This window comes from Patiriisocius marinistellae, assembly GCF_009014635.1.
Taxonomy (GTDB): Bacteria; Bacteroidota; Bacteroidia; order Flavobacteriales; family Flavobacteriaceae; genus Patiriisocius; species Patiriisocius marinistellae.
In genome coordinates this window covers 33,877-52,437 of record NZ_BKCF01000007.1, presented here as the reverse complement: position 1 = coordinate 52,437, position 18,561 = coordinate 33,877, and the positions used below count along the sequence as shown (strand labels likewise).

At 32.4% G+C, this 18,561-nt stretch carries 17 protein-coding genes; 11 read left to right on the top strand and 6 right to left on the bottom strand.

Annotated features, from left to right (window positions below):
* Window positions 1–63 precede the first annotated feature (63 nt).
* Both GB234_RS14065 and GB234_RS14060 read left to right on the top strand, forming a co-directional pair.
* Window positions 64–360, top strand: a complete 297-nt coding sequence (locus GB234_RS14065; protein ID WP_151895224.1) for a hypothetical protein — start codon at window positions 64–66, stop codon at window positions 358–360.
* A gap of 173 nt (window positions 361–533) precedes the next feature.
* On the top strand, window positions 534–875 hold the full coding sequence (locus GB234_RS14060; RefSeq protein WP_151895223.1) for a hypothetical protein: 342 nt from the start codon (window positions 534–536) through the stop codon (window positions 873–875).
* Between the two features lie 191 nt (window positions 876–1,066).
* Here GB234_RS14060 and GB234_RS14055 read toward each other — a convergent pair whose 3' ends face one another.
* Complete coding sequence (locus GB234_RS14055) at window positions 1,067–1,495, bottom strand: FKBP-type peptidyl-prolyl cis-trans isomerase (protein WP_151895222.1); 429 nt, start codon at window positions 1,493–1,495, stop codon at window positions 1,067–1,069.
* 378 nt (window positions 1,496–1,873) lie between these two features.
* The gene (gene typA, locus GB234_RS14050) at window positions 1,874–3,670 is read right to left on the bottom strand and encodes a translational GTPase TypA (protein WP_151895221.1); all 1,797 of its coding nucleotides are present in this window, start codon (window positions 3,668–3,670) and stop codon (window positions 1,874–1,876) included.
* A gap of 254 nt (window positions 3,671–3,924) precedes the next feature.
* Here typA and kdsA point away from each other — a divergent pair, with 254 nt between their 5' ends.
* Window positions 3,925–4,743, top strand: a complete 819-nt coding sequence (gene kdsA, locus GB234_RS14045) for a 3-deoxy-8-phosphooctulonate synthase (RefSeq protein WP_151895220.1) — start codon at window positions 3,925–3,927, stop codon at window positions 4,741–4,743.
* Window positions 4,744–4,745: 2 nt separating this feature from the next.
* On the opposite strand, the gene GB234_RS14040 is transcribed toward kdsA, so the two are convergent.
* Complete coding sequence (locus GB234_RS14040; RefSeq protein WP_151895219.1) at window positions 4,746–5,108, bottom strand: DUF1801 domain-containing protein; 363 nt, start codon at window positions 5,106–5,108, stop codon at window positions 4,746–4,748.
* A gap of 254 nt (window positions 5,109–5,362) precedes the next feature.
* Here GB234_RS14040 and GB234_RS14035 point away from each other — a divergent pair, with 254 nt between their 5' ends.
* From GB234_RS14035 to GB234_RS14005, 7 genes are all read left to right on the top strand, one after another.
* Complete coding sequence (locus tag GB234_RS14035; RefSeq protein WP_151895218.1) at window positions 5,363–5,971, top strand: hypothetical protein; 609 nt, start codon at window positions 5,363–5,365, stop codon at window positions 5,969–5,971.
* On the top strand, window positions 5,971–6,261 hold the full coding sequence (locus GB234_RS14030; RefSeq protein WP_172966899.1) for a winged helix-turn-helix domain-containing protein: 291 nt from the start codon (window positions 5,971–5,973) through the stop codon (window positions 6,259–6,261). The genes GB234_RS14035 and GB234_RS14030 overlap by 1 nt, the downstream gene beginning before the upstream one ends.
* A 191-nt stretch (window positions 6,262–6,452) precedes the next feature.
* Entirely contained in the window at window positions 6,453–6,851 is a 399-nt protein-coding gene (locus GB234_RS14025) for a ubiquinone biosynthesis protein COQ4 (RefSeq protein ID WP_235906149.1), read from the top strand.
* Window positions 6,835–7,125, top strand: coding sequence for a hypothetical protein (locus tag GB234_RS14020; protein WP_151895215.1), 291 nt, complete (start codon window positions 6,835–6,837; stop codon window positions 7,123–7,125). Before GB234_RS14025 ends, GB234_RS14020 begins: the two co-directional genes overlap by 17 nt.
* Before the next feature lie 5 nt (window positions 7,126–7,130).
* Complete coding sequence (locus GB234_RS14015; protein ID WP_151895214.1) at window positions 7,131–7,754, top strand: SanA/YdcF family protein; 624 nt, start codon at window positions 7,131–7,133, stop codon at window positions 7,752–7,754.
* Window positions 7,751–8,113 carry a ribosomal maturation YjgA family protein gene (locus GB234_RS14010; RefSeq protein ID WP_151895213.1) on the top strand — a complete coding sequence of 121 codons (363 nt, stop codon included), beginning with the start codon at window positions 7,751–7,753 and terminating at the stop codon, window positions 8,111–8,113. Before GB234_RS14015 ends, GB234_RS14010 begins: the two co-directional genes overlap by 4 nt.
* The gene (locus GB234_RS14005) at window positions 8,100–8,741 is read left to right on the top strand and encodes a DUF1361 domain-containing protein (RefSeq protein ID WP_151895212.1); all 642 of its coding nucleotides are present in this window, start codon (window positions 8,100–8,102) and stop codon (window positions 8,739–8,741) included. The genes GB234_RS14010 and GB234_RS14005 overlap by 14 nt, the downstream gene beginning before the upstream one ends.
* 36 nt (window positions 8,742–8,777) lie before the next feature.
* Here the strand turns inward: GB234_RS14005 and GB234_RS14000 are convergent, their stop codons facing one another.
* Window positions 8,778–13,289, bottom strand: coding sequence for a T9SS type A sorting domain-containing protein (locus GB234_RS14000; RefSeq protein ID WP_151895211.1), 4,512 nt, complete (start codon window positions 13,287–13,289; stop codon window positions 8,778–8,780).
* A 250-nt stretch (window positions 13,290–13,539) separates the two neighbouring features.
* Between GB234_RS14000 and GB234_RS13995 the strand changes: the two genes are divergently transcribed.
* Window positions 13,540–15,744: an ATP-binding response regulator gene (locus tag GB234_RS13995; protein WP_151895210.1), complete on the top strand. Its 2,205-nt coding sequence runs from the start codon at window positions 13,540–13,542 to the stop codon at window positions 15,742–15,744.
* A gap of 717 nt (window positions 15,745–16,461) precedes the next feature.
* Here GB234_RS13995 and GB234_RS13990 read toward each other — a convergent pair.
* On the bottom strand, window positions 16,462–17,073 hold the full coding sequence (locus GB234_RS13990) for a hypothetical protein (protein WP_151895209.1): 612 nt from the start codon (window positions 17,071–17,073) through the stop codon (window positions 16,462–16,464).
* A gap of 153 nt (window positions 17,074–17,226) precedes the next feature.
* Window positions 17,227–18,426 (bottom strand): NAD(P)-dependent oxidoreductase, encoded by a 1,200-nt coding sequence (locus GB234_RS13985; protein WP_151895274.1) that lies wholly within the window; start codon window positions 18,424–18,426, stop codon window positions 17,227–17,229.
* Window positions 18,427–18,561 lie beyond the last annotated feature (135 nt).

The following is an 18,561-nucleotide window of genomic DNA, read 5'->3' as shown; positions in this document are numbered from 1 at the left end:
ATTAATGATTATTACTTAGGAATTGGCAAATTATTAATTTGTGTAAATTTTAAATAACTAAATATGAAGTTTCGTACTATTTTAGCATTAGTAACAGTTTTAACATTCTTTTCATGTGAGGAAGATGACTGTGATAATTGTGGACTGCCAACATCAAGTAATTTATTCAATATTATATTTAATGAAGAAACCCATGAATTAAAAGTGGGGTATGATTTTGGATATGAAAGAGAAACATATATTAGCGGTAATGTTTTCAATTTTTATGAAGACTCATCGCTTTTTAGTTTAAGTTTAGATGCCTCGTCTAATGTTCCTAATAATACCAACAAAGTTTTTCAAAGCGTAGGTATTTATTAAACAGCAATATGGACCCAGAACCAGGCAATTAATCAACTTTAAAAAGTCCACGTTTTGAAATACAAACCCCTTCTACAAGGTATACTCTAGCGACCGAGGATGATTTTGGCTTTGACCCAATAGAAGATACTAGTATAATAATTACTGATTATAGCCTTAATATAATTGAAGTTGTGAGAAATAGTGAATCTGGAATTCACAAAATAAAAGGTAGTTATTCCATATCACTCACTTCTGGAAGAAGTGCTGAAGATCATACTCTTGATGTAGAATTTGACATCAATGACAGTAATACCTTATCACCTATATATACACCAGACAATGGTGGCGGCAGTAATAATGGCAGAGGTAATATAGATTGTGGAAATTTAGTTTATAACGGCCCTACTGAAGGACAAATCATTCAATTTTGCCAAACTGCTCAACTTTATGAATGTCTAGGACAGACAACAGAACTTGAATATGTTTGTGATGCAATTGAAAGTTATGGTGCAAGTTGTCCTTATTGTGATTAGATAAAAAGTGTTTTATTCTGCACAACTTCAAATAATCGCTTATCAATTTTATTGATAAGCGATTATTTTTTTGAGAAAAAATTAATATACCTATAACTTGAACATGATAACTAAAAAATCCCTTACAGAATAAAATTCAGAAGGGATTTCAAGTACTTGAATATATCACCTATATATTAGGCAACTTTTGCTTATTTAATCTCTACTACTTCAAGATCAAAAACAAGGTCTTTACCAGCTAATGGATGATTTGCATCTACGACAATACTTGTGTCTTTCACTTCTACAACACGTAAATTCATTTCTTGACCATCTGGCGTTTTAGATACTAAGCCCATACCAACTTCGGGTGTCATATCTTGAGGAAGATCTGTCTTTGCCACTTCCTGCTTTAGCTCATCTCTAACGTCTCCATATGCTTCTTCCTTAGGAATAGAAATAGTCTTTTTTTCATTTAACTTCATATCGATCAACCCTTTTTCAAAACCAGGAATTAACTGTCCTTGTCCTAAAGTAACTTCAATCGGTTCTCTTCCTTCAGAACTGTCAAAAACTTGCCCATCAGTTAATTTACCTGTGTAATTTACTTTTACTGTGTTGTTCTCTTTTACTTGTGTCATTCTATACTTTTTAATTTCAAAAAATACTCTTTTGCATAATTTTTATGCAGGAAATATTTATGTTTTTATAATACTCCCAGCAGGTGCTAAAACCAAGCCATAGATATAGCGTATATTTTATAACTTTTAGATAGATACTTTAACGAACCTAATAATCACTCCTTAGTCCTTTGATAATAGTAAAATAGGAGATGAAGAATACAAAAAAAAACATCTTTTGTATCAGTTTAAATAATCGGTAATTATGTCAGTTAAATAAATATTCTGAAAATAATTACGCCATAATTGCAATTAAAAAATCTGCACTACACTAATACCTTTAGGCAATGTGTAATGCAGATTAAAATATAATTTGTACTTAAAATTTCCGAAGAAATATTAAGAGATTTTATTCCTCTTTCTATCTGTAGCTTTTAAAAACACTTTACGTATACGTAGGTGATTAGGCGTTACCTCAACATATTCATCTTTTTGAATAAACTCTAACGCTTCTTCTAAAGAGAATTTGATAGCTGGGACAATTTTTGCCTTGTCATCTGCTCCACTTGAACGTACGTTAGATAGTTTTTTAGTCTTGGTAATGTTCACTTCCATATCATCCTGGCGTGTGTTTTCTCCAATAACTTGTCCTTCGTAAATATCTTCATTAGGATTTACAAAGAAACGTCCTCTATCCTGTAATTTATCAATAGAATAAGGAATGGCACTTCCGTTCTCCATTGAAACTAAAGATCCATTTTGGCGCTCAGGAATACCACCTCTCATAGGCTGATACTCAACAAAACGGTGCGTCATAATAGCCTCACCCGCCGTAGCAGTCAATAACTGGTTACGCAAACCAATAATACCTCTAGATGGGATGATGAATTCGCAAATCATACGATCACCTTTCGCTTCCATAGATACCATTTCACCCTTACGGATTGTCACAAGGTTTACTGCAGTTCCACTTACACTTTCTGGCAAATCAATTGTTAATTCCTCTACTGGCTCACATTTAACCCCATCAATCTCCTTGATAATTACTTGTGGCTGACCAATTTGCAATTCGTATCCTTCACGGCGCATTGTCTCGATTAAAACCGATAAGTGTAGAATACCACGACCGTATACTAAAAACTTATCTGCACTTCCTGTTTCTTCCAGGCGCATTGCTAAGTTTTTCTCTAATTCTTTTTCAAGACGTTCTCTAATATGGCGAGATGTTACAAACTTTCCATCTTTCCCAAAGAAAGGCGAATCGTTAATTGTAAACAACATACTCATTGTAGGCTCATCTATCGCAATAGTTTTTAAACCCTCTGGATTTTCAAAATCTGCCACTGTATCTCCAATGTCAAAACCTTCTAAACCAACTAATGCACAAATATCACCTGCATGAACTTCTTCCACTTTTAAACGGCCTAACCCCTCAAAAGTATGTAATTCTTTAATTTTAGTTTTTGTAATCGTACCATCAGCTTTCACTAATGAAACACGCATACCTTCTTTCAAAGTACCACGAGTTAAACGCCCAATAGCGATACGTCCAGTAAATGAAGAGAAATCTAAAGATGTAATTAATAACTGTGGAGTTCCTTCTTCAAACTTAGGCGTAGGTACATTTTCTAAAACCATATCTAATAATGGTTCAACATTATCTGTTTCTACTTTCCAGTCATCACTCATCCAGTTGTTCTTTGCAGAACCGTAAACTGTAGGGAAATCTAATTGCCATTCTTCTGCACCAAGCTCAAACATTAAGTCAAATACTTTTTCATGCACTAGCTCTGGCGTACAGTTTTCTTTATCAACTTTGTTTACAACTACGCAAGGCTTTAAACCAAGATCTAAAGCTTTTTGTAAAACAAAACGTGTTTGTGGCATAGGCCCTTCAAATGCATCCACTAACAAACAAACACCGTCTGCCATATTCAATACACGCTCTACCTCTCCACCAAAATCGGCGTGACCAGGGGTATCAATAATGTTAATTTTTGTGTCTTTGTACATTACAGATACGTTTTTAGACGTTATCGTAATTCCACGTTCACGCTCAAGATCATTATTATCTAAGATTAAATCTCCTGTATTTTGGTTATCGCGAAATAACTGACAGTGATACATAATTTTATCAACCAAGGTCGTTTTACCATGATCTACGTGAGCAATAATTGCAATATTTATAACTTTCATCTTCAATATCCGCTAAGGCGGTTAACTATTTAATTAAGTGGCAATTAAAACGTTGAAACATATTCTATTTTCAAGCGCCTTTTTTGACGGTGCAAAAGTACTGCTAATTAATTAATTACTTGCATGTTGAGGCGTGATATTTTGAAGCTAAAGATATAGGTATAATTTCTTCGGAAATTTTACCACCCTCTTACCTCGTTATTATCAATCTAAGTTTGATGTATTTACTATATTTACACATCAAAAAAAACGCTATGCAACTTTCAGAGATTCCAAAGATAAAACACGCTAATTCAGATAATTTTTTTCTACTCGCAGGCCCCTGCGCCATTGAAGGAGAAGACATGGCACTTAGAATTGCCGAAAAAGTTTTGGGTATTACTGATAAGCTAAACATACCCTATATTTTTAAAGGAAGTTTTAAAAAAGCAAACCGAAGTCGTATAGACAGTTTTACAGGAATAGGGGATGAAAAGGCACTAAGAATTCTTCGTAAAGTTTCAGAAACTTTTGACATTCCAACAGTGACAGACATTCATGAAGTAAGCGATGCTAAGATGGCTGCTGCTTATGTAGATGTCCTACAAATTCCAGCTTTTTTAGTACGCCAAACCGATTTAGTTGTTGCGGCTGCTCAAACGGGTAAAGTTGTAAACCTTAAAAAAGGACAGTTTATGAGCCCAGAAGCTATGCAGCACGCTGTTCAAAAAGTAAAAGATTCTGGAAGTGATAAAACTTGGATTACAGACAGAGGTACTATGTTTGGTTATCAAGACATGATTGTGGATTTTCGTGGAATTCCTACAATGAAAGAATATGCTCCCGTTGTTCTTGATGTTACTCATAGTTTACAACAACCCAATCAAAGTGAAGGTGTTACAGGCGGGAGACCCGAAATGATAAGCACCATAGCCCGTGCTGGAATTGCCACCGGCGCCGACGGACTTTTCATCGAAACTCATTTTGACCCAACAAATGCAAAAAGTGACGGCGCAAATATGCTCGACCTGAGCAGGCTTGAAAAATTGCTGACAGATTTGACAGCGATTAGAAAAGTGATTAAGAGTCTATAATACTATTTATAAAATGACTTCTCTCTATGAGAATGTGCCTCGAGTAATATATCGATGAGTACACGTTCGTCTATATCTTCTTGTTTGTAGTAGCGTAATGATTTTAATGCCTTTCTCCCATACGGTTTTAAATGCTCAGGATAGATATCTAAATATGCAGAACGCCAAAAAACAACATCTACATAATTTTTAGTTTGATTGAGATAACAAAAGCCGCTATGCTCTTTATACCAATAACAAGGTAAGCTCCATTTATACACTAAATCCAGGTCTTTCACCGTATGCTCAATCACCACTTGAAGCTGAAGCAACATGCTTTTAAATGGTTCGGGTTTATTGAGGATATAGTTTTCGGCTGGATTCATATTTGTGTATTAATTACTAAAAATAAAAAAGGCTGCTATTTCTAGCAACCTTTTCGTATCAATATCGCTTATAAACTCCCCAATTTATATAGCATTAAATTAATATAAAACAAAGATGCAGCACTTCTCAAATATGGACAAGAGGATAAATACCTGAATCAATAGGGGTTTTTCCCCTTTTTTTAAAATTTCCGAAGAAAAGTATAGCAAAATTCTAAAATATACATTTACTTTGTATTTCAAAGTACTTTAAAATGAGTGAGCAAGATTATTTAAAAGACCTCAGCGAAATCAAAAACTTGATGACTAAGTCTTCACGTTTTATATCTTTAAGTGGCTGGGCAGGAATTATGGCTGGAGTGTATGCTGTTATTGGTGGTATAGTGGCTTATTATATTGTTACAAATAGTGCGCGAGAATATTTAATACTTGATGGATATATTTTTAAGCTCATCATGCTAGACTTATTTTTAATTGCATTTTTAAGCATTTTGACTGCTGTCTTTATCACAACACGACGAGCTAAAAAAGACGGAGTCGAAATATGGGACGACACTACAAAACGCCTTTTAATCAATTTTTTAATTCCATTAATAACTGGTGGAATTTATATAATTATCATCTTAGGACAACAAAAATATGGACAAACAGGTGCGTTAATGCTAATCTTTTATGGACTGGCATTAGTTAGTGCTGCTAAATATAGCATAGGCCACATTAGATATTTAGGGTTTATAGAAATTATCTTAGGACTTATTTGTGCCATTATTCCAGGGTATGGATTTTGGTTATGGATGCTCGGTTTTGGAGCAATGCACATCATCTATGGTGCTATCATGCTCATAGCAGAAAAAAAGAAGTAGTGGGAATTATTGAAAATATAAATAAGGTTTTTGATCACCGCATTCGTCTTGGCATTATGTCCATTTTGATGGTAAATGAAGATGCAGATTTTAACCGACTCAAAGAATTGCTTGACGTGACTGATGGTAATCTAGCGAGTCATTTAAAATCGCTTGAAAAGGAAAAATACATACATGTAGAAAAACAGTTTATAGGCAGAAAACCAAATACAAGATATAGTACTACCCCATTAGGAAAAGCAGAATTTAAAAAGCATATTGAAGCATTAGAAAAATTACTTCGGAAATAGAAAACAACAACTAAAATTGTGCTCAACTTACATTGAGTATTTTTTTAAAATATTCACTTTGAAAAACAAAGTACTTTATGTTACAATTAAGAAAAAAATTAATCAATAAGTTATTTGAAATTACCATGAGTTTGTACTGCAAATTCAAAAAGAAAAAAGCGTGGGGCATCTCTACTGAAATGTTATTAAATATGAGTTCTGATACATTTGGATATCACCTAGGCAGCTTCTTAAAAGAACGAAATTTTCACCTAATACCTAAAGTAGAACGTCACGATGCCTATCACGTATTAACAGGTTATGGAACAAACGTAGAAGATGAAATTGCTCTACAGTATTGTTGTTTTGGCAATGGTAAACGTACCCCATATCTCTACGGTGTACTATTGCTTGGCACATTAATACTTCCAGATTATCTAAGATATTATTTGAGTTCGTATCGCTTTGGAAAGCAGATCAACTCATTTCATCATTATGATTACAAAGCAGTACTTTCTTTAAATTTTAAAAATTTCCGAAGCATTATTATTTCAGAAAGAACACTTATAAAACCATATTTAAATACCCTCAATTATGAAAAACAAAGTTAAAGGCGCAAGCAGTCTAGCATTATTCTTTTTTAGTATTGGCACCTTACTATTAATATTACAAACAATATTTAGGGATCTCAATGGAGTCACTATGGTAGGGTTTTATTACCTCTGTATTGCAGTAATATGTAATGTATTTTTTGTGGCAGTGCTGTTAATAGGTTTACTACTCAAAGAAGACCCAAAAGAAACCTTTAAAGCTATAGGTATTTTATTGATTAACCTCCCCATTGCATACGTTTATGCTTCGCTTGTTTTTGCATTTTTAATATGAAAAGCATGAGAACAAAAGCCATATTCTTTTTCATTTCAATTATTTTTTGTGTCTTAACATCTTATCATTTTGTGTCTTTTTCGGCTAAAGGCAAGACATTTACAGATATTAACAATATTACAAAACATGAAGTGGGAATATTACTAGGCACAGGAAAATTTACCGCCAACGGAAAAGTAAACAGCTATTACACTCATAGACTTAATGCAGCTGTCAACCTATACAAATTAGGAAAAATAAATCGCATTTTAGTTAGTGGTGACAACAGTCGAAGGGGCTACGATGAGCCTTCAGATTTTAAAAATGATTTAATAGCACTGGGAATCCCAGAACATCACATCTATTTAGATTTTGCTGGTTTTAGGACTCTAGACTCTATAATAAGAGCAAAAGAGGTTTTTAATGTTAATAAGGCAATTATCATTTCGCAAAAATTCCATAATCAAAGAGCTATTTATCTAGCTTCCCAATATGACTTGAATTTTATAGGTTTTAATGCTCAAAATGTTTCAAATTCATACGGGTTAAAAACAGAATTTAGAGAATATCTAGCAAGAACAAAAGCTGTATTTGATATTATTTTTAATGTACAACCAAAATTTAAGGGACCTAAAGTTATTATAAAATGAAGAGATACTTAACAATATTCATCCTGCTATTAATCACCGAAATTGCAATAGCAACATTCTATTTCCACTCATTTATACGAGGATTTCTTGGAGATGTGCTCGTCATTCCACTACTCTATTGTTTTGTGCAATTTTTTAAACGTCACAATATTATAACTGTAACAGCTTGGGTTTTAATTTTTGCGTTTACCGTTGAGATAGCACAATATTTTTCTCTTGCTGAAATGTTAAACATCCAAAATAGGTTTATAAAAATTATAATTGGGTCTCATTTTGACCCTTGGGATTTGTTGGCATACACACTTGGCATTTTACCTATACTACTCATTGAAAAATTTACACCCAATGGAAAAAATTAAATCAGTAGTAATTGAAAATTTTACAATACTATTTTACGCAGTGTTGTTATTAGGGACAAGTTTGTTTCTATTAATGTTAAGAATGAAAATCACACATTCGTTTTTTCTATTATTCCTCGTATGGAATTTATTTTTAGCATGGATACCCTATGGCATTTCATCAGCACTACTCTATCGAAAAGGTCTATCTAAAAGTGTGAAAATTTTGGGTTTTGGAGCATGGTTATTGTTTTTACCCAATGCCCCTTATATTGTGACAGACCTTGTTCATTTACAAAGAAGTGAGGATGTAATTCTTTGGCTGGATAGTATGGTTATTGGGAGTTTTGCAATTAGTGGTCTCTATGGGTATATATGTTCTGTAATGCAAATACAAATGTTTTTACAACGGCACATTTCAGAAAAAAGAACCTCAGTTATTATTTTTTGCACACATTTTTTATGTGGATTTGGTATTTATTTAGGAAGATTTCTACGTTTTAATTCTTGGGATTTACTACAAAACCCAATCAATTTATTTAAAAGCATAATTATTAGCATTACAAACCCTATTGCATTAATAACAACAATAGGTAGTGGAGTTCTATTGTGGGTGATGTTTAAAGGATATAAAAATGCTCAATCCTAAAGAAGGACTGAGCATTTTTATCTAAATTAATAATGGTTATTCCTTAGCGAGTTGTTTAACAACTTGTCCTTTATTTGTTGTTATAATTACCATGTAAGTAGCACTCTGTAGGTTTGAAACATCTATTGTGAGAAGTTCGTTCATTTCAGAAATGCGCTTGTTAATTATAGCTCTTCCACTAATATCGTAAATTGTAACCTCCTTAATATCTATAAATTGAGGATTACTAATATTAATTATTTGATTTGCTGGATTAGGGTACATAATTAATGTTTCTAAAGAAACTTGTGGATTGTCTGCACCTAAAATATCATCAATGTATACCGTAAATTCGCATTCTTCCTCAAACCCGTTCATATCCTCTGCTGTTAATGTAATAGTATGCACCCCTTGTTCTAATAAAGTTCCAGGGTCTGGATCTTGAGATGTAATTACGTTAGACGAGCAATTATCTGTTGCAATAGCTTCACCCGTGGCAAAATAATCTGGTAATGAATATGGTCCATTAGAAACTACAGATTGATTTTCTGGGCAAAATACTTGAGGTGCAAGACCATCAATTACATTAACAAATGCAATACATGTATCTGTTTCACCAGCGGCATTATATACTGTAAATTCAATTTGGATAGGCGCTCCTATATCATCACAGGTAAAGAAATCCCTATCAATACTAAAGGGGTTAAAACAACGTGTACCTGTTGAACCTGCATCAAAATTAATTGCCATTACTGTTGCTGTTCCATCTTGTTGTAATGGTACTGTTACACTTTCGCAAACTGCATTTGGAGCAAAAACACCTTCTTCTATCATTACCGTTACTGTGCATGTTGATTCATTTCCGCTTTGATCAATTGCTACAATAGTCACTTCGTTTTCTCCTAAATTTGAACAGTTAAAAGTATCTACACTAATTTCTGTACTTACTATTGAACAGTTGTCTAATATATCAATAGATATATCATAAATATCAATAAATACTTCATAGTCTGAATTTAAACTACGCGTTATATTTTGACAATTAAGCACGGGTGGTAATACGTCTTCTACAGTTACTATTGATAAACATGTAGCAGTATTACCTTGAACGTCTGTGATTGTAAAAAACACTTCATTGGCTCCTAGATTGCTACAGTCAAATGTATCTACATCTACTGAGAGTGTATAGTTTGCGCAATTATCTGTACTTCCATTGTCTATTTCTGAAGGAGAGATTGTTGCTATTCCATACTCATCTAATTGAACGGTAATATTTTGACATATTGCAACTGGCAATTGTGTATCTTGAACAGTTACAATAGCAGTACAATTTGAAACATTACCACTAAAATCTGTTACAGTAAGTGTTACCTCGTTGTCTCCAACCATAGAACAATCAAAATCTGTGATATCCAGAGTATATTCAACTATTGCACAATTATCTGTGCTTCCAGCATCAATATCTGCAACTGTTATTTGAGCTTCATTGTTTGCATCTAGAACTACTGTTACATTTTGACACACTACTTGAGGTGCAATATTGTCTTCTACTGTTACTATTGCATTACACTCGCTAGTCAACCCTGCATTATCGGTTACTGTAAAAACTATTGTGTTTTCCCCTATATCATTACATGTAAATGTAGTATTACTAATAGCTACGGAAACAGTACCACAATTATCTATGCTGCCTCCATTAATATCATTAGCATCAATAACGGCAATTCCGTTTGCGTCTAATTGTATTGTAATGTTTTGACATATTGCTGTAGGCGTAGTGTTATCAACTACACTTAAGTCAAACGAACATGTAATCTCATTACTACCATCATTTGCAGTGATCTCAATTTCTGTAGTACCAAGTGAAACAACTGTTCCTGGCGCAGGAATTTGAGTTACCGTAAGAGTATTACAGTTATCACTAGCCATAGCCTGTAAACGATAATCTGGAATTACAAATTCACAATTCATTGTTGTGCTTTCAACTTGATTATCTAAACAAGTCATTGTTGGCGGTGTTGCATCTTCAACTGTTACTATTGCTAAACAACTTGAAGTATTTCCACTAACATCTGTTACAGTAAGTGTTACCTCGTTGTCTCCAACCATAGAACAATCAAAATCTATGATATCCAGAGTATATTCAACTATTGCACAATTATCTGTGCTTCCAGCATCAATATCTGCAACTGTTATTTGAGCTTCATTGTTTGCATCTAGAACTACTGTTACATTTTGACACACTACTTGAGGTGCAATATTGTCTTCTACTGTTACTATTGCATTACACTCGCTAGTCAACCCTGCATTATCGGTTATTGTAAAGACTACTGTGTTTTCTCCTATATCATTACATGTAAATGTACTATTACTAATAGCTACGGAAACAGTACCACAATTATCTGTGCTGCCTCCATTTATATCATTAGCATCAATAACTGCAATTCCGTTTGCGTCTAATTGTATTGTAATGTTTTGACATATTGCTGTAGGCGCAGTGTTATCAACTACACTTAAGTCAAACGAACATGTAATCTCATTACTACCATCATTTGCAGTGATCTCAATTTCTGTAGTACCAAGTGAAACAACTGTTCCTGGCGCAGGAATTTGAGTTACCGTAAGTGTATTACAGTTATCACTAGCCATAGCCTGCAAACGATAATCTGGTATTACAAATTCACAATTTATTGTTGTGCTTTCAACTTGATTATCTAAACAAGTCATTATAGGTGGTGTTGTATCTTCAACTGTTATCGTTGTGTTACATGTAGCTACAAAAGCACCATCATCAATTGTAAGTGTAATATTTGTAATCCCTAATGGATAAGGTCCTTCAGGGCTTACGGTGATTATTGTTGCCATTCCATCTGGATCAAATGAACCCGCATCAAAATCTGCTGCGGTTGCTTCACCTTCACAATTTTCATTAGCAGACACAATTACTGGTTGACAGAGTGCTACTGGAGGCTGATTACAAACAAATAAGGGGTCTTGAACATTAACCGTAGTTGTACAATGGCTAATATTTCCGTAGTTATCCTCTACTGTTAACGTTACAGCATTAGGACCTAGATCATCACAAGTAAAACTAGTTATGTCTATAGTCATTAATGAAATATCACAAAAATCTGTTGAGCCTCCATCGACATCTGCTGCTGTTATTGTAGCAATTCCGGCTGCATCTAATGAAACATTAAAGGGCGATGCGCAAACTGCATTTGGTGCCGTTGTATCTTCAACTAAAATATCAAACGTACATGAAGTTTGATTATTCAAGTCATTTGCAGTTAAGGTAATAGTAGTTGTTCCTAGACCTACCATTGAACCCGCAGCCGGACTTTGTGTGATTATTAATACATCATTACAGTTATCTGAAGCCACTGCAAGTCCAGAATAATCTGGCACTACAAACATGCAATTATCTGCATTTACCTCTTCGGTTTGATTTGATGGACATGCAATTACTGGTGGCGTAACATCGTTTTGGATCACTTGAAAAGCACAAGACCCTATGTTACCTACATTATCTTCTGCAAATATTGTTACAACTGTATTTCCATAAATAACCGTTCCTTCTGGTGGAGTTTGACTTAAAATATATGGACCAGGGTGACACGCATCTGTAACTACAGCCATATTAGTATAGTCTGGAAGAATAAATTCGCAATTAATATCAAAATCTTCAAGTTGATTTTCTGGACAAACAACTATTGGTGGACTATTATCATTGACTGTAATATTAAAAGTACAAGGTGAACTATTAACTCCATCCGTCGCAGACATTGTTATTAATGTAACGCCTAGTCCCACAATAGTTCCTGGTATAGGAATTTGCGAAAAAGTAGGTGTTCCACAATTATCATTTGCAGTAGCAAGTCCAGAATAATCTGGTATTACAAATTCACAATTTAAATTTGCGCTTTCATCTCTGTCTGCTGGACAAATAATTGTTGGTGGTGTTATGTCACTCGCTATAATATCAAACGTACAAGCACCGGTATTTCCAGCCTGATCTGTTGCAAACAAAAAAATTGTAGTAGTTCCAGATACTACAGTTCCAGGGAGTGGTGTTTGTGTAATAGGTATACTACCTGGGCTACAAGAATCTGTAGCGCTCCCCAAGGAAGTATAATCAAGCAATACAAATTGGCAATTTTCATCAAAAATTTCAACTTGGTCAATGGGACATGTTAATGTTGGAGATGTAGTATCAATAACCAAAATATCAAAATCACAATTTACAGAATTCGTACCGTCATCTGCAGATATTGTTATTGTATAAGCACCCAATGATACCATAGTACCGGCAGGTGGATTCTGTGTAAATGTAGGTGATGCGCATGCATCATTTACTGTGGCTAAACCAGTATAATCTGGTATTTGAAATGTACAACTAGGCGTTGCAGATTCAGTTTGATTCGGGGGGCAGGTTATGCTAATATTGCAATCTTCTATATCACTAAAAGTTTCACTAAATGCTACATTATTAGTAGTAGCATTTAAGATAAGACTTGATAAAGAGAATAATAATACAAAAAGAACATTAACCGAGTAGTCGTTTTTCATTCTGAAATTTTAATTCATTAATATTGAAACAAATAAACTAAAAATTTCTATGAAATACACATAAATCCGATTAAAAGCGTTTTTGTCGCAAAAATTGAGATTAAATCTAAAAAAAATTAAAATTCAAAGACCATTAATAAGACGCTTTAGAATTTTTTAAAATTTATGGTTTATATTAAAAGATGCATTTAAACCGATTAATGTTAAATTTTAACTTATTTATATCAATTGTTATAGATACATTTGTTTGATGAATTTCACAAAAACGTGTATTTTCTTATTTTTCCCTATTGCTTTATACTCTCAATCGAGTATTGAGAAAGCTAATGACACAATACAAACTTCACGAATTGATACATTAGTAAAATATGTTTCAAAACAATACTTTTCTAGAAACTACGCTAATTCTATAGAATATGGGGAACTTGCTAGAAAACTTTCTAAAGAGAATGATTATTATAATAAATATCATCAAATCTCAACCTATTTAGGAAACTCTTATTTGGCCATAGAGGATACTGTTATGGCTAAAGATATATTCTATGAAGGAATACAAATTTCAAAAAAAAACAAAGATACTGTAGGAATCATTGCTACTCAATTAGATTTTGCTACTTATATAGCATCAAAAGAAAGTGACGATTCTAAAAGAGAAGCAATTAAACTTTATAAAAATTTAATTCCTTTAGCCAAAAAAATTAAAAACACCAATAAGTTACAGACGTTAAACGCAAATATTTCCAATTTTTATTTAGACCTCAATGAGCCCGAAAACGCCAAGGTATATTTAGACAATTTTGAAAATAATATCACTGATAATACTTTTGTTGGTTTTATAGGAGGTTTTAAACTTAGTAAAGGAAGATATTATAGTTTAACAGGAAACTATGAAAAAGCAAAAGATAATTTTAAAGAAAGTCTTTTAATTCTAGAAGATATTAATTTTACCGATGGTATAATTGCTGTCTACGAAAATATAATTGAAAATGCTGTAAAATTTAAATTTTATGAGGAGGCTTATACTTATCAAACAAAATTAGACACTCTAGAATTAGAAAAGTATGAGAAGGATAAATTAGAGGCAATTCAAAATGTTACAACTAAATTTAAAGTAAATGAAATTAAAGATCAGCTTGCAAAAGAAATATATTTAAGTGAAATTAAAGCTGAGAATGCAAAACAAGAAACTTCTGTTTTATGGATAAAGATTGCATCTAGTATTTTGCTTGTTTTTTCATTAATTCTACTCTATTCCTATCTTAAAAGGAGAAAACTATTAGCTAATCTTATTATTAAAAACAAACAATACCTTGAAGAAAAGGATCGAAGTGATGAACTTTCAAAAGCAAAAAGTTTATTATTTTCAAATATTACTCATGAATTAAGAACTCCTATGTATGGCATTATAGGAATTTCAGATATTTTATTAGAGGAAAATCAATTTAAAGATAAAAATGACAATATAAAATCATTGCGATTTTCAGCCGAATATTTATTGACACTTGTAAATAATATTCTTCAATTTAATCAAATTGAGAATAACGAAATCAATATAACAAAAAATGAGAAAATTAAAGTACGCAATTTAATTGAGAATATTGTTGAATCCTCCAAACCGTTAAGCGAGCTAAACCCTAATGAATATTCAATTTTAATTGATGAAGATATACCAGATGTGTTAATTGGTGATAGAGCTACTTTAGCTCAAATTTTAATAAACCTCATTAATAATGCTAGCAAATTCACGAATGATGGTTTAATTAATATAACTCTAGAAAAAATTAAACAAAAAGACAATACAATAGAGATTTCTTTTCATATTAAAGATAATGGTCCAGGTATTAGTCCAAAAGAAAAAATGCATTTATTTGACCGCTTAAAACCATCATCACAAAGTCAAGATTTTATGGGTACAGGACTTGGATTACCTATTGTGAAAAAATTACTTGATGAAAAAAACTCCAATATAAATATCAATAGTGAATCTGGCCAAGGAACAACTATCAGTTTCAATCTTGAATTCAAATTGGAAAATTTACTTCCTATAAAAAATAAAACAAATCAAATTAAACCAAATTCTTTATTATTAAAAAGATACCGAATACTTGTTGTTGATGATAATAAAATAAATCAAATCGTAACTAAAAAGTTTATTGAAAAATACGGAGCTGATGTTTTAACAGTAGGAAGCGGAAAGGAATCAATAATAAGTTTAGAAGAAACCGATAATAATATTGATTTAGTTTTAATGGATATTAATATGCCAGAAATGAATGGTTTTGAGGCAACAGAAGCTATACGAAAATTTAATAAAACAGTTCCTATATTAGCTTTAACAGCAGTTGAAAAAGAAAAAGTAGTAGGAGATCATTCTTTTAATTTGATGAATGGTGTTATAATTAAACCATATTCTATTGATTTATTTCTTTCAACACTAATTAAACACCTTAATTAAACTTTTAAAATAAGAAGTAAATGCTTTTCTTAAAATGAGTTGCGTATTTCAAATATCAACTTGTTTATAACAAAAAATATCTAATTTCTTTTTGGTATAATTTATAATGCTCGGTAATTTTGAAATTTCATGTCAATTATTAGTAACTATAATATACGCAAGGTTTGAGAAGCTTCTCTAAAAATAAATATAACTAGTTAGTATTAAGTGAAATATCACATTACTTTATTTTATTTTTTATATACTCGCTTAATTTTTCATCACTAATTATATTTAAGTAATAACAGTGCTTACTTTTTAAAAAAGCTCCATCTCAAATTGGTCTTTTACTCTAAGATTGTGCAAACTTCTTTCTGGCTGAATTAATCTTAAATACTTGCTACCCTTAATATGCTATAAATAGAATACCTAAAATTATTAATAGAATTCCTCTGTGAACTATTATTTATAAATTAATAACATAAATGTGTTCATTATAGAAATATGTAGATTATTAAATGTGTTTACTTTTGGGGTTAAAATCGACAACTATTTATTAAAAAAAATAAATAATATTGCAACTAAGAAATCTTTCAACCTATCCATATGGATACGTGAACTTACTTTTAAGATTATAATTTTTTTGTAACTAGTAAACCTAGATTTAGTAAAACTTGTTAGAACAAAAAAAGTACGATTAAATAATCGTACTTTTTTTGTTCTAAATACACATAAGCATTAATGCTTACTCATCACTACCCAACGTTCTAAGAATGCATCATACATAATTTTAACCATTTCATATTGTTTCAAACTTACATCATTTCCATCCCCTAAAATAAATTGATTTTGATTTAATGAGTTTGAATCCTCACTTTTCAAAGTAAGTTCACCACTCACATTATATAAAGACATTGTATAACCATGAGCATCCATTAATGTTGAGAATACTGACATATCAATACCAGTCATTAATAAGTCTCCAGAAAGATTTTCAATACGAATTACAGTTCTATCTTCTCCTGTACCACCTGGCCAAACTATACCTCCAGTGTCATGCAACGATGATAAATTAATTAGTGGCAATCTATAAATACCTGACCTTCGAGAGTCAGATCTAACTTTGTTTCCATCAATGTAAATATTATCATCTAATTCTAATTCAATGATCATCCCATTTTCATCAACACCTAATAATTTTTTAGCCTGTATGTTTTCCATAACTCGCTTGCCAATACGCATAGATCCATTAACATCTAAATCTGCTTGTGGATTATCTGTATTAATCCCCACTTGTGACAAAAGCCCAAGAGGGAACATAATTATTAAAAGAAGTAGTTTAACTTTCATAAGTAGTATTTACAGATAAATGTGGGGATTTATCGATATGACTATGCAATGTAAGAAAAAATCTTACCTTAAAACAAATAAATTCGACGAAGGGCAAAAATGACTGTCTTTACGCAATTAACATCGATAAAATACATTATGACTTAATTATCATTACGCTATATAGTCTTTTAAATAATTAAAACGTTCAGTTAGCGTCCCTTCTTTTGTAGTCATTTTTGCTCTTTTTAAAATGCCACGTTCATCATTATTAAAAAAAGCAGGGATAACATTTTCTAAAAACATCTCTCCAAAACCTTCGCTTGCATCTTTAGGCAATTCGCAAGGTAAATTATCTACTGCCATCATGGTGATTGCCCCTTTAGCATCCATTGCCACTTCTTTTTCTGTTTGTGGGTCGTAGCCGTAAAAAGGATCTGCAATAGTTGATGGTTTTATGGTTGCAGCCACTGGCCCGTCAATGTCACAAGAAATATCTGCAATCAAGTTAATTTTAAAATCTTCTTGTTTTGCATTATCCCTAGTAAATAAATAAGGTGCATTATTACCATAAAAATGTCCAGCAATAAAATAATCTGTTTGTGCTGCATATGGCATAAAGTTACTTTCATAGGGAGTGGGATCTTTATAAAATGCAAATTTATCACCTACTTTACCATCTTTACGTTTATTGTATTCCATAACATCTGCTATGCAATAAACAGGCTCTGTAAATGTTGCGGTGAGATACAGCGCGTCACTAATTTGTTTAATTTTTAGATGGTCTAGTATTTCTTTTGCTCCTTTTGCTACTTTGCCTGTTCCTGTCAATAAAATTTTTATTGCTGGAAGTTTAATCTTATCAAGTTGGGCTTTAACAGCATCAAGGTCTGGTAAGTTTTCAACTTTTGGGAGATTGAAAAGTCCATCTCTTATTCCTAATGCTCTAAATCCATTGTAAGCGCCAACTAATCCTGCATACCTTCCAAAACCTATTAAACGTGCTCCACTTTGTTTAACAATTGTTTCGTGGTCGTACATCTCAATGTTTTTCTCAAGCATTGCCACCAATAATTTTCTATTATAGGGTTGCTTTTTAATGGTATGACTGAAATAAAAATATTTTTTATTAGGGATTAATGCTTCTACAGGAACTTCTTTGACTCCAAGCATTACATCTGCTTCACTTACATCCTCTTTTACTTCAAATCCTGCGTCTCTATATTGTTCATCATTAAAAATACGCACATCGCTTGACTCTACAATAAACTTGGCCTCAGGAAATTGGGCTGCAGCTTCTTTCAGTTTTAATGGTGAGAATACGACACGACGGTCTGGCGGATTTTTACGCTCTTTAATGATAGCAAAAGTGATTGGCATTTGGTATAGATTTTGTGTTTTTATTATGAATCAAAGATACTTATAAACTTGTATCTTTGCGAACCCATTGCGGGAATCCTACAAGGTTTTTCAACTTGAAGGTATGCGCGCAAAGGCTGCGTGAGGGAT